We start from the raw sequence: 22,492 nt of genomic DNA, 5'->3' as shown, positions 1-22,492 counted from the left end.
AGACGACTTGGGAATCCCATGGAAACCATCCTGCGCATCCGCCAGCTCAACAAGCATTTCGCCAACGGACGGCACGCACTGCGCGACGTCAATCTCAATGTGCAGCGCGGCGAGATGGTGGCGCTGATCGGCGCCTCGGGCTCCGGCAAGTCCACGCTGCTGCGCCATCTCGCCGGCCTGGTGACCGCGGACGGCGGCAGCGAGTCGCTGGTCGAGATCGACGGCCGCCGCGTGCAGCAGGGCGGGCGCATCCACCGCGACATCCGCAAGGTGCGCGCGCAGGTCGGCTTCGTGTTCCAGCAGTTCAACCTGGTGGCGCGGCTGCCGGTGCTGGTGAATGTGCTGGTCGGCTCGCTGCACCGCACGCCGTGGTGGCGCGGCTGGCTGCGCGCGTTCGCGGCCGAGGAGCGCGTGCGCGCGCTCGAAGCGCTGACGCGCGTCGGCATCGCCGACTGCCATGCGCAGCGCGCCTCGACGCTGTCGGGCGGACAGCAGCAGCGCGCCGCGATCGCCCGCGCGCTGGTGCAGGGCGCCCGGGTCGTGCTGGCCGACGAGCCGATCGCTTCGCTCGACCCCGAGTCCTCGCGCAACGTGATGGAGATCCTCGCGCGCATCAACCGCGAAGACCGCTGCACCGTGATCGTCTCGCTGCACCAGGTCGACATGGCGATGAAGTACTGCCCGCGCGTCGTCGCACTCAACCAGGGCCAGGTGGTGTTCGACGGTGCCGCCTCGGCGCTGACGTCGGCGCTGCTGCACAAGCTCTACGGCGTGCAGGCCGAAGAACTGCTCGCGCCGCCGATGCGGCCGCAGGACGGCGCCAATGTGCACGTGCTGCCGTCGGCACTGCGCCCGATGCCTGCGGCCCAGGCCGCCTGATTTTTCCTACCCAACCTTCGGAGTTCTCCATGATCAAGAAACTGTGCGCGGCCGTGGCCATCGGCTTTTGCATGACAGGCGCTTTCGCGCAGGCCGACAGCATCAACTTCAGCATCATCTCGACCGAGACCTCGCAAAGCCTCAAGCAGGTCTGGCAGCCGCTGCTCGACGACATGAGCAAGCAGACCGGCCTGAAGATCACCCCCTTCTTTGCATCGGACTATGCCGGCGTGATCGAGGCGATGCGCTTCAACAAGGTGCAGCTCGGCTGGTTCGGCAACAAGTCGGCCATGGAAGCGGTGGACCGCGCCAATGGCGAGGTGTTCGCACAGATGGTCAATGCCGACGGCACCGAGGGCTACTACTCGCACCTGATCGTCAACCGCGACAGCCCGCTCAACACGCTCGACGACGTGCTCAAGAACGCCAAGAACCTGAGCTTCGGCAACGGCGATCCGAACTCGACCTCGGGCTACCTCGTTCCGGGCTACTACGTGTTCGCCAAGAACCACCTCGACGCCAAGACCCTCTTCAAGGTCACGCGCAGCTCCAACCACGAAGCCAACGCGCTGGCCGTGGCCAACAAGCAGGTCGACGTGGCGACCAACAACAGCGAGAACATGGAGAAGATCAAGGAGCACTTCCCCGAGAAGTTCAAGGACATCAAGATCGTCTGGACCTCGCCGCTGATCCCTCTGGACCCGCTGGTCATGCGCAAGGATGTGCCCGAGGCGACCAAGACCAAGATCAAGAACTTCTTCTACAACTACGGCAAGACCGACGCGCATGAGAAGGAAGTGCTGATGAAACTGTCGAAGCTCTCGGGCTTCAAGGCCTCGAGCGACAAGCAACTGCTGCCGATCCGCCAGCTCGACCTGTTCGGCCAGCGCACCAAGCTCGAAGCCGACGCGGCCGTGAGCGAGGACGACAAGAAGGCGCGCATCGCCGAGATCGACAAGAAGCTCGCGGCCCTGAACTGAGCCACGCACGCCGCACCGCACGACCGCAGCCATGGCCATGCAGCCGACCGTTCTCACCCCGCGTCCCGCGCTCGCGGTCATGGCGGCGCCGCGGCGCAGCCTGGCCGCGCAGTTCGGCTGGGCCGTCCTGCTGGCGCTCCTGGTCGCCTCGTGGAAGGGCGCCGACATGCGGCCGCTCGACCTCTGGCGCGACTCGGGGAACATGGCGACCTACGCGGCCGAGTTCTTTCCGCCCAACTTCACGCAATGGCGGATGTACGTGGAAGAGATGGTGGTCACGCTGGAGATCGCGCTCTGGGGCACGGTGCTCGCGGTCGTCACCGCGGTGCCGATGGCGCTGCTGGCCTCGGCCAACATCGTGCCGTGGTGGGTCTACCAGCCGATGCGCCGCCTGATGGACAGCGGCCGCGCCATCAACGAGATGGTGTTCGCGATGCTGTTCGTGGTCGCCGTCGGCCTGGGCCCGTTCGCCGGCGTGCTGGCGCTGTGGGTGCACACCACCGGCGTGCTGGCCAAGCTCTTCGCCGAGGCCGTGGAGGCGATCGATCCGCAGCCGGTCGAGGGCATCCGCTCGACCGGCGCCAGCGCGCTGCACGAGATCATCTACGGCGTGATCCCGCAGGTGATTCCGCTGTGGATCTCGTATGCGCTGTACCGCTTCGAGTCGAACGTGCGCTCGGCCACCGTGGTGGGCATGGTCGGCGCGGGCGGCATCGGTGTCGTGCTGTGGGAAATCATCCGCGGCTTCCAGTACGCTGAAACCTGCGCGGTGATGATCATCGTGGTCGTCACCGTGAGCGCGATCGACCTCGTGTCCGCGCGCATCCGAAAGCTTTTCATCTGAGAGAGATCCGCCCGTGCCATTGACCGTCGACGAAATCGCCAGCCTGCTCGGCACACGCGGCCAGCGCCAATACGGCCGCGAAGCGGTCAGCCAGCTCGACCATGCGCTGCAGTGCGCGCAGCTCGCCGAGGCGAACGGCGAAACGCCCGAGACCGTCGTCGCGGCCTTGCTGCATGACCTCGGCCATCTGCTGGCGGCCGAGCCGGACCGGCCCGCGCCGCCGGCGCGCGACGACCTGCACCAGTACATCGCGCTGCCTTTTCTTCGCCACCTGCTGCCGGCCGCGGTGCTGGAGCCGATCGGCCTGCACGTCGACGCCAAGCGCTACCTTTGCGCGGTGGATCCCGGCTACCACGGCACGCTGTCGCCCGCCTCGCAGCGCAGCCTCGAACTGCAGGGCGGCGTCTATTCGGCCGAGGAAGCGGTCCGCTTCATCGAGAAGCCCTTTGCCGCCGAGGCGGTGCGGCTGCGGCGCTACGACGACGGGGCCAAGGTGCCGCGCAGGCCGACGCCGGAGCTGCCGCACTTCATCCGAACCCTGGCGCGCGTCTCGTTGCGCTGACACGGCGAATCCGGGCCGCCGTGCCCGAGAGTAGTGGGCCGAAAAAGATGGCATGTCATCAATTGATGTACCATCCAATGCATGGCGCTGCGCCCCGACCAGGTCCGAAACTCCTTCCCCACCGCCGTCTCTCAACTGGCACGCCTGTGGCGGCGCGCGCTGGATGTCGAGCTGCAGCCGCTCGGCATGACCGAGGCCACCTGGCTCGCATTGCTGCATGTCTCGCGGGCGAAAGAGCCGCTGCGCCAGAAGGACCTGGCCCTGTCGCTCGGGCTGGACAGTTCCTCGGTCGTGCGCCTGCTGGATCTCCTGCAGACGGCCGCCTACATCGAGCGGCAGGAGGGCGCGGATCGCCGTGCCAAGACGATCACGCTGACGCCGCGCGGCAAGGTGGTGGTGGCGCAAGTGGAGAAGGTCGCCATTGACGCGCGCCGGCGGCTGCTCAGCGTCATTCCGGCTGCGGAACTCGAAGCGGCGCTCGCGGTGATCGTGCGGATTTCCGAGGCGGTCTCGGAGTCGATAGAGGCGTCGGTATGACCTTCGCCCCGGCGAAGCGCCCGCCGCTCTGGCTTCTGGTCATCATCACCATCAGCGGGACGATGGCCATGCACATGTTCGTGCCGGCGCTGCCCTACGCAACGGCAGACCTTCGCGCGCCGGTCGGCCAGATGCAGATGACGGTGAGCTTCTACATCATCGGACTGGCCGTCGGACAGCTCTTCTACGGCCCGATGTCCGACAGCCTCGGCAGGCGGCCGATGCTGATCGCGGGGCTCGCGCTGTACACGGCCGGCGGCCTGGCCGCAGCGCTGGCGCCCGGCGTCTACACGCTGGTGGGCGCGCGGCTGGTCCAGGCGTTCGGCGGCTGCGCGGGCCTGGCGCTGGGCCGGGCGATCGTGCGCGATTCGACACACTCGGAGGACATGGTGCGCCAGCTGGCGCTCATGAATCTGATGATCATGGTCAGTCCCGGACTGTCGCCAATGGTCGGCGGCGTCGTCTCGACGGCGCTGGGATGGCGCGCCATCTTCTGGCTCACTGCGGCGCTGGGCGCAGCGACACTGGTCATCACCTGGAAGCTGCTGCCGGAAACTGCGCCGCCCGGGCGCTCGCTGAGCATCGGAACGCTGGCGAGCGACTACCGCGCGCTGCTGCGCTCGCGCCGCTTCGTCGGCCTTGCGCTCGGAGGAGGGTGCGCGACGACGGCCGTCTATGCCTTCATCGCTGCGGCACCTTTCATCTTCGTCACCGATCTGCATCGGCCGGTGCACGAGGTCGGCCTGTACCTCGGCCTGCTCATCTTCGGGATGAGCTTCGGCAACGCGTTCACCGGTCGCATGGTCGGAAAGATCGGGATCGAGCGCCTGATGCTGGCCGGCAATGTGCTGAGCATCGTCAGCGCTGCCGGGTTGCTGGCCACCGTCCTGCTGGGGCGGCTCGACGTGGCCGGCACCCTGGTGTGGATGTTCCTGTTCACGTTGGGAACCGGGATCACCAGCCCGGCTGCATTGACCAAGGCCATCAGCGTGAACCCGCAGCTGACGGGATCGGCGGCCGGCCTCTACGGCTTCGCGCAGATGGCGACCGGCGCCGTCTGCACGTCGTTGGTCGCGCTGGGGGACGATCCGGCGCGCTCGGCCACGACCGTGCTGCTGGCGGCCGCGCTGACGGCGTTCGTTGCGTTCAGGGTGGCCCTGGGCGGCAAGTCCGAGCTGGTCTCGACGTAGGCGGGCGCACCCGCGCCTAGCGCCCTCTACTCGGCTTCGATGCCCGCGGCCGTCACGATGCGGCCCCACTTCTGCGATTCGGCGGTCTGGAACTTCGCCAGTTCTTCGGGCGAAGTGGTGTACACCTCGGTGCCGGTCGGCTCGTAGAAGCCGGTCCTGGCGGCGTCGCTCCTTGCGGCCTTGACCAGCAGCTCGTTCAGCCGCTTCACCACCGCGGGCGGCGTCCGCGCAGGCGCGTAGGCGGCGAACCAGTAGCCCATCTCGTAGCCCTTGACGCCGGCCTCCGAGATCGTCGGCACGTCGGGCGCGAGCGGCGATCGCCTGGCGCTGGACATGCCGAGCGCGCGCAGCTTGCCGGCCTTGACCTGCGGCAGGCCGGTCGCGGTGTCGGTGATCATCATGCTGATCTGGCCGCCCAGCAGGTCGGTCACGGCCAGCGTGTTGCTCTTGTACGGGACGTGCAGCAGCTTGATGCCGGCCATCTGCTGCAGCAGTTCGCCCGCCATCCGGCTCGACGAGCTGCCGCTGCCGAAGCTGTACTTGCCCGGCTCCTTCTTCGCGAGCGCTACGAACTCGGCCACGGTCTTTGCCGGAAACGATGGGCTCACCACCATGATCTGCCCGCCCTTGCCGAGCGCGGTGATCGGCGCGAAATCCTTCACCGGATCGTAGGGCAGCTTCTTGAACAGGTGCTCGTTCGCCGCGTGCGTGGTGTTGGTCGTGATGAGCACGGTGTAGCCGTCGGGCGCGGCCTTGGCCACGTTCTGCGAGGCGATGAAGCCGCTGGCACCGGCCTTGTTGTCGACGATGACCGGCTGCCTGGTCTCGGCCCCGACGCCGTTGGCCAGGGTGCGCGCGATCTGGTCGGTCGCGGTGCCGGCCGCGAAGGGCACCACGAAGGTGATGGCCTTGTCGGGAAAGCCCTGTGCCTGCGCCAGCAGGGGTGCTGCGGATGCCAGGATGGCGGTGGCCATTGCCAGCGAGCGGTAGCGGATCATGGTGTTGTCTCCTGATGGAATGAAGCAAGAAAAGAATCAGCGCCCGGCAGGTCCGGCGAGCAGGTGTTCGAGATCGCGCGGCACATCGATCGGCAGATCGAGCAGCAGGAAGGACAGCGCCTTGCCGTGCGTGTCGAGGTTGAGCGCGTCGTTGACGCCGCCGTCGAGCACCGCGTCGAGAACGAAGTTCATGGCGTGCAGCTTCGGCAGCAGGAAGCGTTGCACCCGGCTGGGCGCGCGGTAGCGGAACTGGTCGGCGATGACGTTGGGCGTCAGTTGCGCGACCAGCAGCGGATAGAGCGCCGGATGCCAGGCGATCACACTGATGTTGGAGCGATCGCCCTTGTCGCCGGTGCGCCCGTGCGCGGCGCGAAAGAGCGGGACGGTGTGGGCCATGGTCATCCCTCCACCATCTCGAAACGCACCGGCACCGCGTCGCGCGGCAGCAGGCACGAGATCGTGCTGAGCCGGGGCGTGAGCATGCTGCGCACACCGCCGCCGCCGGCGGGCCCGCAGGTGTAGAGCGCCGTGACTTCGCGCCCGAGCCGCTCGGCCTCGCCGCGGTCGGCATGGGTCGCGGCAACGCGCAGCCGCACGTCGCGCGCGCCCGAGTCCGGCATCGCGGCCAGTGCGCGCCCGGCGTCGTCGCCGAAGAGGCTGAGCGCGCCGACCAGGTCCACGCGCAAGCGGAAGCCGGGCAGGCGGCTGCGCAGGATGTCGGCCGCGAGCCTCGCGCGTGCTTCGGCGCGGGCGCCGGCATAGGAGATCTCGCTCTCCGCGAGCCAGCCGCCTTCGTGGCAGACGTTCACCTTGTAGTGGCTCGGCCTGGCATGCCCCTGCACCCCGACGAGGCGAACGCGATCGTCGCCTTGCGTCTGCACCTCGGCCTCGCTGATGTCGGCCACCACGTCAGGCGTCAGGTAAGCGGCCGGGTCATGCACCTCGTACAGCAGTTGTTCCTTGACCGTCGCGGCGCTGACCAGACCGCCGGTGCCGTCGGCCTTGCCGATCACGCACTGGCCGTCGGCCTCGATCTCGGCGATGGGGAAGCCCACGCGCGCCAGGCCCGGCACGTCCTTGAAGCCGGGGTCCGCGAAATAGCCGCCGCACACCTGCACACCGCATTCGAGCAGGTGGCCCGCCATGGTGGCGCGGCCGAGCGAGGTCCAGTCGTCGCTTCGCCAGCCGAAGTGCGACATCGCCGGGCCGACCGTGAGCGACGGGTCGGCCACGCGGCCGCACACCACGATCTGCGCGCCGGCGTCCAGTGCGGCCGCGATCGGCTCGGCGCCGATGTACGCGTTGGCGCTCACGATGCGCAAGCCGTCGAGCCGATCGCCGAGCTGCTCGTGCAGCAGTGCGCGCTGCGCCGGCGACGCGAGGTCATCGCCTTCGACGACGGCGATCCGGGGCACGGCATGCCCGAGCTCGCGAGCGATGCGCGCGATGTGGCGCGCCGCGGCGCGCGGATGGGCGGCGCCGAAGTTGCTCACGATGCGGATGCCGTGCGCCAGGCAGCGCCCGAGCACCGGCCGCAGCATGTCGTCGAGCAGGGGCTCGTAGCCCGATTCGGGATCGGCGCGCCGGCGCAACTGCGCCAGCGCCAGCGTGCGCTCGGCCAGCGTCTCGAAGATGAGAAAGGCGCGTTGTGCGGCGGGGCCCTGGGCCAGCCGCGCGATCAGCGTGTCGACCACCGGGCCGGCGGCGTCGGTCCGGTCGCCGGAGAAGCCGGCCGCGCAGCCGATGAGCAACGGGGGTCGTCGGGGCGTGTTCATGCGCGGACTGTAGGCGCCCGAGGCCAATCCGTAAAATCGAAACTTCGGATCGACTGATCCAAAATACGGATAAGCAACCACGACCGCCATGAAGCATCCCGACCTCTCCGCCCGGCAGCTTCGCGCCTTCGTTGCACTGGCCGATCAGCGCAGCTTCACGCGCGCCGCACAGACCTGCCACCTGTCGCAGCCTGCGTTCAGCGCGCTCATCCGGGCCCTCGAGGAAACGATGGGCGCCCGCCTGTTCGACCGCGACACGCGCAGCGTGCACCTCACGCCGGAGGGTGCCCTGTTCGAGGATTCCGCGCGCCGGCTGCTGGAGGACATGGGAAGCGCATTCGAAAGCCTGGCGAGCCACGTCGAACTTCGCAAGGGCCGCGTGCGGGTGGCGGCCTTGCCCTCGCTGGCAGCCGGCTGGCTGCCGGCGGTGTTCGCCGAGTTCATGACGGCGTGGCCGGGCATCACGCTCGACCTGCGCGACGCGCTGTCCGACGCCTGCGTCGCCATGGTGCGCAACGGCGAGGTGGACTTTGCGCTGGCCGCGTCGGGCGCCACTGCGGCGGCCAGCGATCTGCGCAGCCGCAAGCTGTGTTCGGACCGCTTTCATCTGGTTTGCCGGGTCGACCATCCGCTGGCGAAAGAGACGCGCCTCACGATGAAGAAGATCGCGCCCTGGCCGTTCATCCAGATGGCGCGCCACAGCAGCGTGCGCCAGTCGCTGGATGCCGCGCTGCATCCGCTGCGGCTCAACGCGGTGTTCGAAGTCGAGCATCTGGCGACGGTCATGGGCCTGGTCGAAGCGGGCCTCGGCATCAGCGTGGTGCCGGCCCTGACGCTGTTCCACTTCCGTCGCGAAACGTTGGCGACGCGGCCGCTTCCGCTGCCCTCGCTCACCCGCACCGTGCACCTGGTGAGGCGGCGGGATGGCAGCCTCTCGCTGGCGGCGCAGGCACTGCACGACCTGATCGTTGCGCGCATCGGAAAGCTGGCATTGGGCTGAACGCCCGGCCTCGTTGACGAACCCGCCGCTGCCGCGTTCGCCGAGAATCCTGCCATGAAAAAACCCACTTCACCGGCTCTTGCGGACGCGACGGCCAGCCCGCCGGGTTCTCCGCATTCGAGCCTGTCGCTGGCGCGCAGGCTTCGCTTGCAGCAGCTGGTGCTGTTCGAAAGGGTCGTGGAGACAGGCTCCATTCTCGCGGCGTCGCGCGAGCTGGCATTGACGCAGCCGGCCGTCAGCAAATCCCTCCATCAGCTCGAGCAGCAGCTGAACGGGCTTCTGTTCGTGCGCAGCAAGCGCGGCGTGGTGCTGACGGAGTTCGGCAGCCTGTTCGAGCGCCACACGAAGACCGTGCTGGCCGAGCTGCGCCACATGGCGCAGGACCTGAACGGCTGGCAGACGGGAAGCTCGGGCCACGTCGTCGTCGGAACGCTGATCGTCGCTTCGGCGACGCTGCTGCCGGAGGCGATCACGCGGCTGCGGAAAGCGGTGCCCGACGTGGTGATCACGGTGCGCGTCGGACCGAACTCGACCCTGTTCCCGGCGCTGGCGCGCGGCGAGCTGGACGTCGTGGTCGGCGTGCTGCCCGACGGCGCGTCCACCTTGCTGCGCGACGAGATCGAACGCACGCGACTCACGCATGTACCGCTCTACGAGGAAGCCATGTGCGTGGTGGTCGGAAAGGGCAACGCGCTGATGCGCCGGCGCAAGCTCCGCCTGGCCGACCTGCATGCGCTCGAATGGATCGTGCCGACGCAGGAGTCGGTGGCCTATGCGTCCGTCCGGTCCTTCTTCGAGAAAGAAGGGCTGGCCATGCCGCGGCGCGTGGTCGAGTCGGTGTCGATCCTGACCAACCTCGGGCTCCTCGCGAGCAGCTCGGTGGTCGCGCTGATGCCGCAATCGGCCGCCGAGCGCTTCGCGCAGGCCGGGCTGCTCGGCATCCTGCCGCTGGAGGGTCCGGGTCCGTTCTGCGAAGTCGGCTACACGATCCGCTCCGACCGTGCCCCGAGCGCGGCCACGCAGCGCCTCCTGGCGGCGCTGCACGATGCCGGCCACCGGCTTCATCGCTCCCACTGAGCCTGGCTGGCTTCGCCAGCGAAGGGTCGATGTATGCCGAGTGGCTATACCAGGTGCAGCTTCATCGACGACGTCGGAGGTTCCGACGCCTGAGCTCGTGGCTCGGTGACCTCTTTCTATTGCAGAAAGAGATCCGTCAACTCAAGGATCAGCTTTGTCTCCGGCAGGGACGAAGGATTGACTCGGAAGTTAACGACACATCCATCGAATGCCATGATGATGAAGTGAGCAAGCCGTCGCCGTTTTGCGGCTGCCTTTTGCAGATCGGGGATTGCCGATTTGAGCATCTCTTCGATGCGACTCTTCAGCCACTCGAGGAGTTGCGGATGGTACGGATCGTTCGGTCCAATCGTCGAGATGGCCTGGATCAGATTGTTTGCAAACCCATTGTCGAGTTTCGGTATCTCCTGAAACAGCCCTTCCAGGAGGGTGCGGAACTTGTCTTTGGGCGCAGCCGCGAGCCGGACTCGCTCTTCGAGCCGGCCGATCTTTTCTTTCAGCCAGCGCTCGTATACCGAGAAAAAGATGTCAATCTTCGAGCCGAAGTAAATATAGATGTTTGCATTGGATATGCCAGCGCGCTGCGCGATCTGCGTCATCGAAGCGCCGACGTAGCCCTTGTCTGCAACCAGGGAGAACGTCGCTTCGAGAATGGCGGCGCGAATATCTTCTTTTTTTACTTGGGGCATGATTGCAGCGTAAAGGCTTCAGGCACAAGATGTCTTGGGAGCCAGGGGTCCAGGTTGAAAGTCCGCCGGAGCAAGTTGCACAAATGGGCACAACCTGCCCCCGACAGCCAAGGCAGATTCAGATCTCCATCAGATCGCGTCCCACGACGATTTTGCCTGTGAAATTCTTGCGCACCCCTTCGGCCCACATGTCGTCGGTGATCGTCGGGTCGAAGCCCGGCACGAAATGGTTGAGCACCACCGTCTTGACGCCAGCTGCCTTCGCGATCCTGCCCACCTCTTCCACCGAGGTATGGATGCTGATGACCGCCTTCAGAACGCGCTTGGTTTCTTCCGGCGTCCGCCCTTGTTCGGCGAACTTCTTGGTGAACAGGTCGGTGGTTCGCTCGACGTCGATCACTTCATGCACGAGCACATCCGCGTCTTTTGCAAGCGCGACGACAGCGTCGCTCGCCGCCGTATCGCCGCTGAAGACGACGACGCGATCCGCGCTTTCAAAGCGATATCCATAGGACAGATGATGCTCGGCACCGTCGTGGCCGTGATTCGGGTAGTGGGCGTTCTCGGCACAGGTCACCTTGACATTCTTGTCCTGGTACACAAAGCCGGGCTGCGTATCGTGACCGCGAAAAAGCGTCTTCGGATCGACGTTGCGGCCGTCATATTTCATCCGCAGCTCGGTGTTTGGCTTGAAATACTCGAGATACGCCTGGATCATGTCCTTGATCCCGGGCGGCCCGTAAGCGTCGATCGGAGCGGACCGACCGTTCGACCAGGCGAGCCCCATCAACGTACCCAGGTCGGCGTTGTGATCGTCATGGTGATGGGTGATGAAGATCTTCCCGACGCGCTGCAAGCCGATGCCAGCGAGTGCCAGTTGTCGCCCGACGGCATTGCCTGCATCGATCACATAGGGCTCGTCATTGATGATCAGCACGCTGGCCGGCTGGTTGCGTGTCGGCAGCGGCGTCGGGCCACCGCCCGTACCCAGCAGAATCAACCGGGTCTTTCCTCCCTGCGTGGGCTGTGCGAGCGCCTGCCCGACCCCCAGCGTGGACAGCGCTGCCGAAGCAGTCACGAGCTTGAGCCATTGACGACGATAGAGTTGCATGGTGTCTCCGTTGTGGATAAAAAATCGCTGCGCGACCCGCGGGCGGCGCAGCACTACATTCCCAGGTAGGCGTGCTTGATGGCAGGATCATCGAGAAGCTGCAGGCCAGGGCCTTCGCTGTGCACCTGCCCATGCTCGATCACATACGCGTAGTCCGCCATTTCGAGCGTGCGCTGCACGTTCTGCTCCGCGATCAGCAGTGTCAGTCCCTGCGCGCTGAGCTGCTTCAGTATGTCGAACACCTCGTGTGCAATCACGGGCGCCAGTCCCAGCGTGGGTTCGTCCAGCAGCAGCAGGCGCGGCTGCGACATCAGTGCGCGAGCCACCGCCAGCATCTGCTGCTCGCCGCCGGACAACGAGCCCGCAGTCAGTCGCCGACGCTCCAGCAAACGCGGAAACATCGCATAGGTCTTTTCTATCTGTTCCTTGTGACGCGTCCATGCGCGGCGGTGAATGGCGCCCAGGCGCAAGTTCTCTTCGACGGTCAATGTAGGAAAGACCATGCGCCCTTCCGGCGACAGCGCCATCCCTGCGCCGACACGGACCGAGGAATCGCTGCGGGTCAGATCCGCACCGTCGAACTCAACGCTCCCGGCGGTGGGCAGTATCAGCCCGGACAGCGAGCGCATCAGCGTGGTCTTTCCGGCGCCGTTGGCGCCGATCAGCGCGGTCACCGAGCCTTCGTTGACCCGGATCGACACACCATGCAATATCCGTGCGGCGCCGTAGCCCGCATGCAATCCACTCACCGTCAGCATGACGTCTTTCTTGCGCATGGTCTCAAGCCGCCCCAAAGTAGTTGCGAATGACGTCCGGGTTGTCCGCGACCTCCTGCGGTCGCCCCTGCGCCATGACTTCGCCATAGTGAAGCACCACGATCTCGTCGGACAAGCGCATCAGCGCGCGCATCACATGCTCGACGCAAATCACGGTGAGTGAAAACTCGCGGTGTATGTCCTTGAGCGTCACCAGCATCTCCTCCACCTCGCTGGGCGTCAGGCCGGCCATGATCTCGTCGAGCAACAGCAGCTCGCCGCCGGTGGCCAGCGCACGTGCGAGTTCGAGCCGCTTTTGCTTCGACAAGGTCAGGTCGCCCGCCAGGCACTCTTTCACGCTCGCCAGGCCTGCGACTTCGAGCGCGCGTTCCGCCGCGCTTCTGGCCTGCGCGGGCGACGACGTGCGCACGTTGAAAAGCGCAGCCGTGTACACGTTCTCCAGCGCGCTCATGTCGCGGAACGGACGCACGATCTGGAAGGTGCGCGCGACGCCGAGCGCGCAGATCTGGTCGGGACGTTTGCCGACAATGGATTGACCGCGCAGCAGGATCTCGCCTTCCGAAATGCCTTGATTCCCGGCGATCAGGCTGAACAGCGTGGTCTTGCCCGCGCCGTTCGCTCCCATCAGCCCGAGAAATTGTCCCCGCGACACGCTGAACGAGACCTTGTTGACCGCGGCAACGCCGCCATAGCGCTTGCTGACGTTGCGCAATTCCAGCAGGGCACTCATTGGTGGCCTCCCGCCTCGGAGACCTGTGCAACCGCGCCAGGGCATTCCTTGCGGCCGAGCTTCATCGAGAGCCTGCTCAGCCATCCGCTCAGTCCTCCTGGAACGAACAAGACGAACAACGCCAACAGAATGCCCAGGATCACGGTATAGAGCTCCGGCAAGTTCACCCACAGGACTTCCTGCAACAAGGTCAGGCCGATGGCCCCGAGCACCGGGCCTTTGAGCGAATCGCCGCCGCCGATGATGGTCATCGCGATCATCGTGAAGGAAATCATGGGGTCGAACGCCTGGCCCGCTTCGAAATAAGTGGATCGCAGCGCGGCCACTCCTCCGATCGCACCCACGATGAACGCGGACATCACGAGTGTGATCAGCTTCATGCGCGCAACCGGGACGCCCACCGTTTCTGCCGCTTCCTCGTTCGCACGCAAGGCGCGCAGGCCCAGCCACCAGCGCGGACGCTTTCGCACGAAATACCCGGCGGCCAGCGCCGTCGCGGCACCTGCCAGCATCCAGTAGAACAGGACGTCCATCGACGGCGCACCCAGCAGAATCCTGGAAGCCTGCCCGAGTGCCGACTCGCCCATCAAGACCACGTTTTTAACCAGCTCGGCGATGCCGAGCGTGAGAATCACAAAGTAGGGTCCGCGTATGCGCAGCACCGGCAGGCCAATCACGAGCGCAAATCCGGCTGCCGCCAACCCGGACAGCGGCAACGCAACCCACAATGGAAGATGCTCCCACAGCAGTACCGTGCTATAGGTGCCCAGACCGAAGAAGACGACGTGCCCGAGCGAAATGAACCCGGTCAATGCGGAGAACAGAGCCCATGCGCTTGCCAGTCCAATCCACATGAGCAAGTTGAAACCGATGCCGGTCCAGTAGTCGTTGCCGAGCAACGGAACGCCGCCCAGTGCGCACAGCAGAAGCAACAGGCCGATCAGTTCGCGGCGCATATTTGATTGAGACAACATCTTCATCCTCAGCGCGCTGCGACCGAACGACCGAACAAACCCTTGGGCCGCAGCAGCAGGATCGCGACAAACAGCCCGTACAGCAGAATCGACCTGAAACTCGACGAGGTCAGCGCGACGCCGAAGGTCTCGACGGCACTCAGCACGAACGCTGCCACGATGCCGCCGCCGATGCGTCCCAGACCACCCATGATCGCCACCACGAATGCGCCGATCAGCAGCGGCCCTCCCATGTACGGCGTGATCTGCTCCACCATGCTGATCAACACGCCCGCCACGCCGGCGGTGGCGAAGCCGAGCATCAGGCTCATCGACTGCACGCGGTCTATGTTGACGCCGACGACGCGCGCAGCCTGGCGCTGGTCGATGAGGCCGCGCATCGCAAGGCCGATGGGATGGCGCCACAGGAACAGCCAGATCCCGAGGCAGCACAGCATGCCGATCACGGTGGCCACCAAGCGGTTGAGCGTCATCACCGCGTGGCCGATATGCACCACGTCGCCGAGATAGGGATACGCCTTGGCGGTCGGGGAGAAGGCCCAGGCGGAAAGGCCCTGGACGACGATGGAGAAGCCGAAGAAGATCAGCAGCGAATTGGCTTCGAGCTGCTCGACCGTCGGGTATTTTTCCAGCAAGGAGCGAAGCAGGCCGCCGTACAGGACCCTGCCCGCCAGCGCCCCCAGCGCCGCCGCCAGCACCACCGAAACCAGCGGATTCAACCCCGCGAAGACGAACCCGAGATAGGCCACATATCCACCGAGCATGACCAGTTCGCCGTGCGCGATATTGAGAAGGCGAGTCGTGCCATACACCAGGTTCAAGCCTAACGCGATCAGCGCGTACATCGTGCCGGACGTCAGTGTCGCAAGGAGCAATTGTTCAGTGTTCATGAGCACATCCCGTGATTGACTTCGATAGCGGGGCAGCCGCTGGCGCTGGGTCTACCAGCCGACCTTGGGCTGGAACTGCGCGTTGCCGGCAACCGAGCGGGGCCACACCAGTTGCGGTACACCGTTCTGCAGTTGCAGAAAGCCGGTCTTGGTCGACTGGTTTTCCACGCCGGTGAACTTGATGGCGCCGAAGATCGTGTCGAAGGTGCCGGTCGAGATCGCGTCGTGGAGGGCTGCCTTGTCGAGCCCGGCCTTCGCTACCGCCTGCTGGAGAATTTCGCAAGACACATAGGCCTCGGCAGAGTCCAGGTAGTCCGGATTCTCATTGAATTTCTTGCTGTACGCGCGGTAGAAATCCATGCTGCGGGCATTGAGCGACGGCGCCCAGTGCCCCATGGTCACCACGCCGTTGACGCTGCTGCCCAGCAGCTTGGGAAAGAAGTCCATGCCCGGGCCGACCATCAGGAACTGGAACTTCGCGTCGAGGCCGAGTTCCTTCGCCTGGCGCGCATACAGCGGCGAATCCCCGGGATACGACAGGGACAGGATGGCATCGGGATGGGCCTGTTTCACCTGGGACAGCTGCACGGTCATATCCTTGATGTCGGGCGGATACTCGACATTGACGACCACGTTGATCTGCTGCTCCTTCAGTGCCGGCTCGAGGAAGTTCTTCAGTTCCTTCGAGTACGGCAGCACATTGGTAAGCAACGCCACGCTCTTGACACCGTTCGATTTCAGCATGACCGCCAGTTCCTTTGCGACGCGGTCGGGGAAAGCTGCCGTTACAAACCAGATGTACCCCGGCTTGAGGTCGCGCAGCTTGGTAGACGCCGCCGAGTTGCCGATCATCGGGAACTTGAAGCGCTCCAACACCGGCGCGACCGCCGCATGCGTGGGCGTACCCCACGGCGCGAGCAACAGGTCGACCTTGTCTTGGGTGATCAGCTTCTCGTAGATGCGAGCCGCCTGCCCGGGGTTGCTTTGGTCGTCATACATGACGAATTCGATCTGTCGCTTGCCCTTTCCGCCAATCTCCAGCCCGCCTGCTGCGTTCACGGTGTCCTTCCACAACTCGTAGGAATTGAGCTGCGACGGCGCGGCATTCGCAAAGATGCCGGTCTTGGCGATGGAAAAGCCGATTCGCACCGGCTTTTCCGCCTGCGCCCAGCAGGCGCTTCCGGCACATAGCGCGAGACCTGTCAGCGCGGCCAGGAATCTTCTCTTGAGCGTATCCATGTCATGTCTCCGTTCTTGGGTTGATCTAGACGGCCGAGGCCGAGGCAACGACCGGAAGGTCGGTCGGCTCGGCTTCGGTGCCGGTGGGTATGTGCACTGCGGTTCTCATGCGTTCACGTGCCAGTTGCTCGGATCGGCCCACGATCTTCAGCACGTCCGATCGAACCGCATCCGGCCAGTTGTTCATCGCGCCCATCATGTGCGCGGTGTGTTGCGTGTGTTCGGTGAGCGGACGTTCCCTGCTTTCCCATTGCGCCAGCGCGCGAGGAATGTCCTGTGGGTTCTCGCTGGCGGCGACCGCGACACTCAGCGCATTCATCAGTGCACAACCGCCGCCCTGGCCGAGGTAGGGCGGCATCGCATGCGCTGCATCGCCGAGAATCGCGACGCGGCCGCTGGACCATTTCCTGAGTTTCAGGAGGTCGAAGGAATCCCAGCGTCCGGCATCGGCGAAGCGCTCGATCAGATGGCCCAGGTGGGGGAAGGATTTCTTCCAGAGGTCCTGGTCGATCGGCACGGCGAGTGCCGCCTTGTCGGCATCTTCGCAGCACAGGGCCACGTAGAGATCCGTCTTGCTGGAGGGCGTGTACAGGATCCGCCGGGTGCCAGAAAAATACTCGATGTACTTGTCGCGATCGGCGGCGCAAGGCAGGTCGTTGTCATCTCTCGAGATGAGCATGCGAGTCGCGCCGTACTGCAAGGGCACGCGGTATTCGAGCAAGCCGAGCGAGTCGCGCACCTGCGAGTTGATCCCATCCGAGGCGACGACCAGGTCTGCCGCGTGGCGCGTACCATCCGCGAGAATCAGCTCGCCTTCGGGCGTGGCGGCAACGGCCGCGGAGTCGGTGGCGATGTCGACGCCCGCGCGCCGGCACGCATTGGTGAGCGAGCGGATCAGCGTTTCGCGCAGGATCGTGACGAGCTGCGCACCACCCTCCGAATTGATCGGAATCCGTTCCATCGTTTCGTCCAGATGGTCTCGGGTCTCGAAGGACTGACCGACATGCGCGCCAACCACCGCTTCGTCGTGGGCGCCGATCGCCTTGAGCACCTTGAGGCCGTTGCCCCAAATATAGATGCCCGCGCCGAACGCTCGCAGATCCGGTGCACGCTCATGCACCCTGACCGACCAGCCGCGTTGCGCCAAGGCCGCCGCGGCGGTCAGTCCGCCAATACCGGCGCCGGCGATCTCGGCATGTAGTTTTTTCCTGGTACTCATTGCGTTCCCGATATCTTTCTGTCGACCCGGCTTACACCTCGTAGTCGACAAAGACGCTCGATGCCACAAAGGCGTCCACCTTGGCTCGGGTCTGGTGATGCACCGGATGCGCGTGATAGGCGTTGAGCGCGGCGATATCGACGAACGCGGTATAGATCGCGACGTCCAACGCCTTCTCCGACTCCTTGAAGTTCAAGCCGACCTCAGCAGCGGTCAGGCCTGGAATCTTTGCCTGCTGCGACTCGATCGCCTCCTTGATGATGGCGAATATGGATTCCTTGGACTGTCCTTCGGCCGGCGTCTTCAGGCGCCACAGCGCAATATGCTTGATCATTGGATACCTCTTGATGAAAGTGAATGTCTGTCGACTTGCTTACGCCGACGGGCTCAGGACGAACTCATAGTGGCCAGCCACAAAGGGTCCGTCGATGCTGCTTTTTTCGATGTCCAACGCGTCCGCGACCTCATTCAGCTCGATCACCAGGCTCTTGTGAACGCAGTTGGCGGCGTCGGAATCGAGGTATGGATCGGTATTGAAATAGATCTGCGTGGTCAACGGCTCGAAGCCTGCATGGCTGACCTTGAAGTGCAGATGAGCCGGCCGGAACTGATGCCGGCCCATCGCCTTCAGCATCCGTCCAACCGGCCCGTGGCGAGAGATCTCGTACGGTGACGGCTGGATCGACCGAACGTCGAATGCGCCGTCTTCTGATGTAGTGAACTGGCCCCGGAACAGCCATTCAGGAACCTCGGGATCGATATTGCTGTACAGCCCATCCACGGTGGAATGCCAGAGCTCGATCGACGCGCCTGCGAGCGGTGCGCCATCCAGCGCCTTGACCGTGCCGGAGAAGACCATGGGCGGTCCCACCTCATCGGCCCGCATCGGCATGGTGTAGGGCAGGGTCAACCGGGGCGCATCCGGCAAGTAGTACGGGCCTTCGGCGTTGAACGCCGTGCCGCGCGAAGACGCGAAATGCGCTTCCATCACCGCGGCCTCGAGGATCAGGTCGCAGATCAGGTTGATCTCGCCGCCTGCGGCAACGGTGTTCAGGAACTCCACCATCTGGCAGTACTCCTGATGCGTGACGTGGTGATCGACCACCACTTTGCGCAGCGCGTTCGCCGCCGCATCGAATACCTCGACCAGGCGTGGATTCATTGTGGCAAGTGCCTCTTTGTTCATCATCTGTTCTCCGTTTGCTGGGGTTGGCGATCGGCCCATACCGACAAGGTTCGGACGGCCCGACTGGGGATCCATCGATCAGGTTTCAAAACCGATCGTCGTTCAGTATTTTCACGCCCTCCAAATGGCATGTCAATAATTACTAGCGATCATTTTTAGAAAAGAAGGTTAGTGAAAACCCGATATCCGAGAATGCGGCGCATGAAGAATGCGATCACAGTCTCTCGCGATGAGAGCGTATCGAAGCAGCAGGGCACCATGCATTCGAGCCTGTCGTGGGTGCGCAGGCTTCGCCTGCAGCAGTCGGTGCTGTTCGAAAGGGTCGTGGAGACAGGCGGCATTCTCGCGGCGGCGGCGCTGCACGATGCAAGCCGACGATTTCATCGCTCGCACTGAGCCCAGCGGGCTCGGCTGAAGTTCGATGTATTCCCATTGGCGATATCACAGGCCGAAGAAATCATTATTCAAGAATAGATCGACTGCCTAGACTTCGGCGACCTGCTTGTCGGAGTCTGTCGTGACCACACCCTTTTCCCTGCCACCTGCGCTGAGTTCCCTGCGCAACTACGTCGATGGCGAATTCGTTTCCACCGACAAGCGCTTCGACAACGTCAGTCCCCTGCACGGCAAGGTGCTGGCCCAGGTGCACGAGGCCGATGCGGCGCTGGTCGACCGGGCGGTCAAGGCCGCGCGCAAGGCGCTGGCCGGCCCCTGGGGCCGCATGAGCGTCGAGGAGCGCGCCGGGATGCTGCATCGCGTGGCCGATGTCATCGAGCGGCGCTTCGACGAGTTCGTCGCCGCCGAGGTGGCCGACACCGGGCGGCCGGTCGAGCAGGCCAGGGCGCTGGATGTCTACCGGGGCGTCGCCAACCTGCGCACCTTCGCCGACCTCGGCAAGGTGGCGCATGGCGACTACTTCGAAACCCGTCTCGCCAGCGGCCAGAACCTGATGAACTACACCGTGCGCAAGCCGCTCGGCGTGATCGCCAGCATCTGCCCGTGGAACCTGCCGCTGCTGTCGATGACCTGGAAGGCGGGCCCGGCGCTCATCTGCGGCAACACCATGGTCGTCAAGCCATCGGAAGAAACGCCTTCGTCGGCAACCTTGCTGGCCGAGGCCTTCCACGAAGCCGGCGTGCCGCCCGGCGTGTTCAATCTCGTGCACGGCTTCGGCCCCGGCTCGGCCGGCGAGGCGATGACCCGGCATCCGGATGTCGATGCCGTCACCTTCACCGGCGAGTCGCGCACCGGCGCCGCCATCATGAAGGCGGTGGCCGATGGCGTGAAGGACATCTCCTTCGAGCTCGGCGGCAAGAACGCCGCGGTGGTATTCGCCGACGCCGACTTCGACGCCGCCGTGGAAGGCGTCGTGCGCTCGAGCTTCTCCAACTCGGGCCAGGTGTGCCTGTGCTCGGAACGCGTCTATGTCGAGCGCCCGATCTTCGACAAGTTCGTCGCCGCGATGAAGGCCAGGACCGAGGCGCTGAAGATCGGCTGGCCCGACGAGCCCGGCGTCTTCATGGGCTCGCTGATCTCGCACGAGCACCGCGACAAGGTGTTGTCGTACTACGCGCTGGCGGTGCGGGAAGGCGCGACGGTGGTCACCGGCGGCGGCGTGCCGAAGTTCGGCGACGAGCGCGACAACGGCGCCTTCGTGCAGCCGACGATCTGGACCGGCCTGGCCGACGACGCGCGCTGCGTGCGCGAGGAAGTATTCGGGCCGGTGTGCCACATCGCGCCCTTCGACAGCGAGGACGAGGTGATCGGCCGGGTCAACGGCACGCCGTACGGACTCGCGGGCTGCGTGTGGACCACCAACCTGTCGCGTGCGCACCGCGTCTCGCGCCGGTTCCATGTCGGCATCGTGTGGATCAACACCTGGTTCTCGCGCGACCTGCGCACGCCGTTCGGCGGCTCCAAGCTGTCGGGCATCGGGCGCGAAGGCGGACGCCACTCGCTCGACTTCTATTCCGAGACGACCAACATCTGCGTGGCGGTCTGAGCCGCGCCCGGATCGAGATTCTTTCATTCATGCCCCGAGGAGTTGTGCAGTGGACCCGCATCTGACATCGATCGCCGACCAGCTCTGGCAGGCGGAACTCACCCGCGAACCCATCGCGCCGGTGCGCGACCGGCTCGCGGAACTGGCGGCGGGAGCGGACCTGCTCACGGCCGCCTACCAGGTCCAGCAATTCAACACGCAGCGCCGCATCGACGGCGGCGCGCGGCTGGTGGGTCGCAAGATCGGCCTGACCTCCGTCGCGGTGCAGCGCCAGCTCGGTGTCGATTCGCCCGACTTCGGCGCGCTGTTCGCCGACATGGCGGTGGGCGACGGCGAGGAGATCGCGGCGTCGCGGCTGATGCAGCCCAAGGCGGAGGCCGAGATCGCGCTGGTGCTCGAACGCGATCTGCCGCACGGCAAGCACACGGTGGCCGACCTGATCGCCGCCACGGCCTATGCGCTGCCGGCCATCGAGGTGGTGGGCAGCCGCATCGCCAACTGGGACATCCGGCTGGCCGACACCGTGGCGGACAACGCGTCGTCGGGCCTGTTCGTCCTCGGCACGCGGCCGGTGTCGCTCGGCCGGCTCGATCTGGCCGGCTGCGGCATGACGATGGAGCGCCGCGGCGAACCGGTGTCGGTCGGTGCCGGCGCGGCCTGCCTGGGCAACCCGTTGAACGCCGCCGTCTGGCTCGCGGACACCCTGGCGCGGCTCGGCACGCCCCTGCGTGCGGGCGACGTGCTGATGACCGGCGCGCTGGGCCCGATGGTGGCCGTGCAGCCCGGCGATGTCTTCACGGCGCAGATCGAAGGCCTCGGCGCGGTCAGCGCGGTCTTCGGCCACTGATTCGCAACTTCCGGACACTTCCATGAACCCCGACTCCCGCATCCCGGTCGCCATCATCGGCTCCGGCAACATCGGCACCGATCTGATGATCAAGGTGCTGCGCAACGCACGCCATCTGTCCATGCAGGCCATGGTCGGCATCGACCCGCAGTCCGACGGCCTGGCGCGTGCGCAGCGCATGGGCGTGGCCACCACCGCCGAAGGCCTGGATGGTCTCCTGAAGCTGCCCGGCTTCAAGGACATCGGCATCGTCTTCGACGCCACCAGCGCCGGCGCGCACGCGCGCCACGATGCTGCGCTGCAGTCGCACGGCGTGCAGGTGATCGACCTCACGCCCGCCGCCATCGGCCCCTATGTCGTGCCGGTGGTCAATCTCGAGCAGCACCTGGACGCGCCCAACGTCAACATGGTCACCTGCGGCGGCCAGGCGACCATCCCGGTGGTGCGCGCGGTCTCGCGCGTCGCGCCCGTGCACTACGCCGAGATCGTCGCTTCCATTGCCAGCAAGTCCGCCGGCCCCGGCACGCGCGCCAACATCGACGAGTTCACCGAGACCACGTCCAGGGCGATCGTCGAAGTCGGCGGCGCGGCGCACGGCAAGGCCATCATCGTGCTCAACCCCGCCGAGCCGCCGCTGATGATGCGCGACACGGTGTACTGCCTGGCCGATCTGGCCGCGGACGAGGACGCCATCGCGGCGTCGGTGCGGCAGATGGTGGCCGACGTGGCCGCCTACGTGCCCGGCTACCGGCTCAAGCAGCACGTGCAGTTCGAACGCATCGACGGCGATCGCCGCATCAACGTGCCCGGCCTCGGCCTCTCGCAGGGCCTCAAGGTCACGGTGCTGCTCGAAGTCGAGGGCGCCGCCCACTACCTGCCGGCCTATTCCGGCAACCTGGACATCATGACCAGCGCCGCGCTGGCCACCGCCGAACGCATGGCGGCCCGCCGGCTGGCTGCACGCGTCGCCGCATGAAGAAGGGGAAC

The 22,492-nt window shown here is 65.6% G+C and carries 25 protein-coding genes; 12 read left to right on the top strand and 13 right to left on the bottom strand.

The genetic code is table 11. From position 1 onward, the window contains the following. The first annotated feature begins 18 nt into the window (after positions 1-18). From phnC to E5P2_RS37040, 6 genes are all read left to right on the top strand, one after another. Positions 19-879 carry a phosphonate ABC transporter ATP-binding protein gene (phnC, locus tag E5P2_RS37065; protein ID WP_162572078.1) on the top strand — a complete coding sequence of 287 codons (861 nt, stop codon included), beginning with the start codon at positions 19-21 and terminating at the stop codon, positions 877-879. 29 nt (positions 880-908) lie between these two features. After that, on the top strand, positions 909-1,859 hold the full coding sequence (phnD, locus tag E5P2_RS37060; RefSeq protein ID WP_162572077.1) for a phosphonate ABC transporter substrate-binding protein: 951 nt from the start codon (positions 909-911) through the stop codon (positions 1,857-1,859). A gap of 37 nt (positions 1,860-1,896) precedes the next feature. Next, entirely contained in the window at positions 1,897-2,703 is an 807-nt protein-coding gene (gene phnE / locus E5P2_RS37055) for a phosphonate ABC transporter, permease protein PhnE (protein ID WP_162572076.1), read from the top strand. 13 nt (positions 2,704-2,716) lie between these two features. Further along, positions 2,717-3,265, top strand: a complete 549-nt coding sequence (locus E5P2_RS37050; RefSeq protein WP_162572075.1) for a phosphonate degradation HD-domain oxygenase — start codon at positions 2,717-2,719, stop codon at positions 3,263-3,265. Between the two features lie 81 nt (positions 3,266-3,346). After that, on the top strand, positions 3,347-3,802 hold the full coding sequence (locus tag E5P2_RS37045) for a MarR family winged helix-turn-helix transcriptional regulator (RefSeq protein ID WP_162572074.1): 456 nt from the start codon (positions 3,347-3,349) through the stop codon (positions 3,800-3,802). Beyond that, a complete protein-coding gene (locus E5P2_RS37040; RefSeq protein WP_162572073.1) occupies positions 3,799-4,992 on the top strand; it encodes a multidrug effflux MFS transporter in 1,194 nt (397 codons plus the stop codon). The genes E5P2_RS37045 and E5P2_RS37040 overlap by 4 nt, the downstream gene beginning before the upstream one ends. Positions 4,993-5,018: 26 nt before the next feature. Here the strand turns inward: E5P2_RS37040 and E5P2_RS37035 are convergent, their stop codons facing one another. Genes E5P2_RS37035 through E5P2_RS37025 form a run of 3 tightly spaced genes read right to left on the bottom strand, consistent with a single transcriptional unit; the run spans position 5,019 to position 7,765 of the window. Beyond that, positions 5,019-5,990, bottom strand: a complete 972-nt coding sequence (locus E5P2_RS37035; protein WP_162572072.1) for a Bug family tripartite tricarboxylate transporter substrate binding protein — start codon at positions 5,988-5,990, stop codon at positions 5,019-5,021. Between the two features lie 36 nt (positions 5,991-6,026). After that, entirely contained in the window at positions 6,027-6,386 is a 360-nt protein-coding gene (locus E5P2_RS37030) for an AtuA-related protein (protein ID WP_232081064.1), read from the bottom strand. 2 nt (positions 6,387-6,388) lie between these two features. Next, positions 6,389-7,765, bottom strand: a complete 1,377-nt coding sequence (locus tag E5P2_RS37025; RefSeq protein ID WP_162572070.1) for an acyclic terpene utilization AtuA family protein — start codon at positions 7,763-7,765, stop codon at positions 6,389-6,391. 88 nt (positions 7,766-7,853) lie between these two features. Between E5P2_RS37025 and E5P2_RS37020 the strand changes: the two genes are divergently transcribed. Beyond that, positions 7,854-8,765 (top strand): LysR family transcriptional regulator, encoded by a 912-nt coding sequence (locus E5P2_RS37020; protein ID WP_162572069.1) that lies wholly within the window; start codon positions 7,854-7,856, stop codon positions 8,763-8,765. Between the two features lie 54 nt (positions 8,766-8,819). Beyond that, positions 8,820-9,842 carry a LysR family transcriptional regulator gene (locus E5P2_RS37015; RefSeq protein ID WP_162572068.1) on the top strand — a complete coding sequence of 341 codons (1,023 nt, stop codon included), beginning with the start codon at positions 8,820-8,822 and terminating at the stop codon, positions 9,840-9,842. Positions 9,843-9,958: 116 nt separating this feature from the next. On the opposite strand, the gene E5P2_RS37010 is transcribed toward E5P2_RS37015, so the two are convergent. From E5P2_RS37010 to E5P2_RS36965, 10 genes are all read right to left on the bottom strand, one after another. After that, positions 9,959-10,531, bottom strand: a complete 573-nt coding sequence (locus E5P2_RS37010; RefSeq protein ID WP_162572067.1) for a TetR/AcrR family transcriptional regulator — start codon at positions 10,529-10,531, stop codon at positions 9,959-9,961. A 118-nt stretch (positions 10,532-10,649) separates the two neighbouring features. Further along, the gene (locus E5P2_RS37005; RefSeq protein WP_162572066.1) at positions 10,650-11,642 is read right to left on the bottom strand and encodes an MBL fold metallo-hydrolase; all 993 of its coding nucleotides are present in this window, start codon (positions 11,640-11,642) and stop codon (positions 10,650-10,652) included. A gap of 53 nt (positions 11,643-11,695) precedes the next feature. Then, positions 11,696-12,418 carry an ABC transporter ATP-binding protein gene (locus E5P2_RS37000; RefSeq protein WP_443083587.1) on the bottom strand — a complete coding sequence of 241 codons (723 nt, stop codon included), beginning with the start codon at positions 12,416-12,418 and terminating at the stop codon, positions 11,696-11,698. A gap of 4 nt (positions 12,419-12,422) precedes the next feature. After that, on the bottom strand, positions 12,423-13,148 hold the full coding sequence (locus E5P2_RS36995; RefSeq protein ID WP_162572065.1) for an ABC transporter ATP-binding protein: 726 nt from the start codon (positions 13,146-13,148) through the stop codon (positions 12,423-12,425). After that, positions 13,145-14,104: a branched-chain amino acid ABC transporter permease gene (locus tag E5P2_RS36990; protein WP_162572064.1), complete on the bottom strand. Its 960-nt coding sequence runs from the start codon at positions 14,102-14,104 to the stop codon at positions 13,145-13,147. The genes E5P2_RS36995 and E5P2_RS36990 overlap by 4 nt, the downstream gene beginning before the upstream one ends. A gap of 26 nt (positions 14,105-14,130) precedes the next feature. Beyond that, complete coding sequence (locus E5P2_RS36985; RefSeq protein WP_269475727.1) at positions 14,131-15,012, bottom strand: branched-chain amino acid ABC transporter permease; 882 nt, start codon at positions 15,010-15,012, stop codon at positions 14,131-14,133. Between the two features lie 51 nt (positions 15,013-15,063). After that, positions 15,064-16,251 (bottom strand): amino acid ABC transporter substrate-binding protein, encoded by a 1,188-nt coding sequence (locus E5P2_RS36980; protein ID WP_162572062.1) that lies wholly within the window; start codon positions 16,249-16,251, stop codon positions 15,064-15,066. Between the two features lie 25 nt (positions 16,252-16,276). Beyond that, positions 16,277-17,470 (bottom strand): FAD-dependent oxidoreductase, encoded by a 1,194-nt coding sequence (locus tag E5P2_RS36975; RefSeq protein WP_162572061.1) that lies wholly within the window; start codon positions 17,468-17,470, stop codon positions 16,277-16,279. A 31-nt stretch (positions 17,471-17,501) separates the two neighbouring features. Beyond that, the gene (locus tag E5P2_RS36970; protein WP_162572060.1) at positions 17,502-17,804 is read right to left on the bottom strand and encodes a Dabb family protein; all 303 of its coding nucleotides are present in this window, start codon (positions 17,802-17,804) and stop codon (positions 17,502-17,504) included. Positions 17,805-17,843: 39 nt separating this feature from the next. After that, the gene (locus tag E5P2_RS36965; protein ID WP_232081063.1) at positions 17,844-18,659 is read right to left on the bottom strand and encodes a dioxygenase family protein; all 816 of its coding nucleotides are present in this window, start codon (positions 18,657-18,659) and stop codon (positions 17,844-17,846) included. A 198-nt stretch (positions 18,660-18,857) separates the two neighbouring features. Between E5P2_RS36965 and E5P2_RS36960 the strand changes: the two genes are divergently transcribed. The 4 genes from E5P2_RS36960 to E5P2_RS36945 all read left to right on the top strand — a co-directional run bounded on the left by E5P2_RS36960 (position 18,858) and on the right by E5P2_RS36945 (position 22,481). Beyond that, on the top strand, positions 18,858-19,052 hold the full coding sequence (locus E5P2_RS36960) for a hypothetical protein (protein WP_162572058.1): 195 nt from the start codon (positions 18,858-18,860) through the stop codon (positions 19,050-19,052). Between the two features lie 121 nt (positions 19,053-19,173). Next, entirely contained in the window at positions 19,174-20,658 is a 1,485-nt protein-coding gene (locus E5P2_RS36955; protein ID WP_232081062.1) for a 2-hydroxymuconic semialdehyde dehydrogenase, read from the top strand. A gap of 49 nt (positions 20,659-20,707) precedes the next feature. Continuing rightward, positions 20,708-21,505, top strand: a complete 798-nt coding sequence (locus E5P2_RS36950; protein WP_232081061.1) for a 2-keto-4-pentenoate hydratase — start codon at positions 20,708-20,710, stop codon at positions 21,503-21,505. Between the two features lie 22 nt (positions 21,506-21,527). Further along, positions 21,528-22,481: an acetaldehyde dehydrogenase (acetylating) gene (locus E5P2_RS36945; protein ID WP_162572056.1), complete on the top strand. Its 954-nt coding sequence runs from the start codon at positions 21,528-21,530 to the stop codon at positions 22,479-22,481. Positions 22,482-22,492 lie beyond the last annotated feature (11 nt).

The sequence above is a fragment of the Variovorax sp. SRS16 genome, from assembly GCF_901827165.1.
Classification (GTDB): domain Bacteria; phylum Pseudomonadota; class Gammaproteobacteria; order Burkholderiales; family Burkholderiaceae_C; genus Variovorax.
This window is presented reverse-complemented; position numbering and strand designations above follow the sequence as displayed.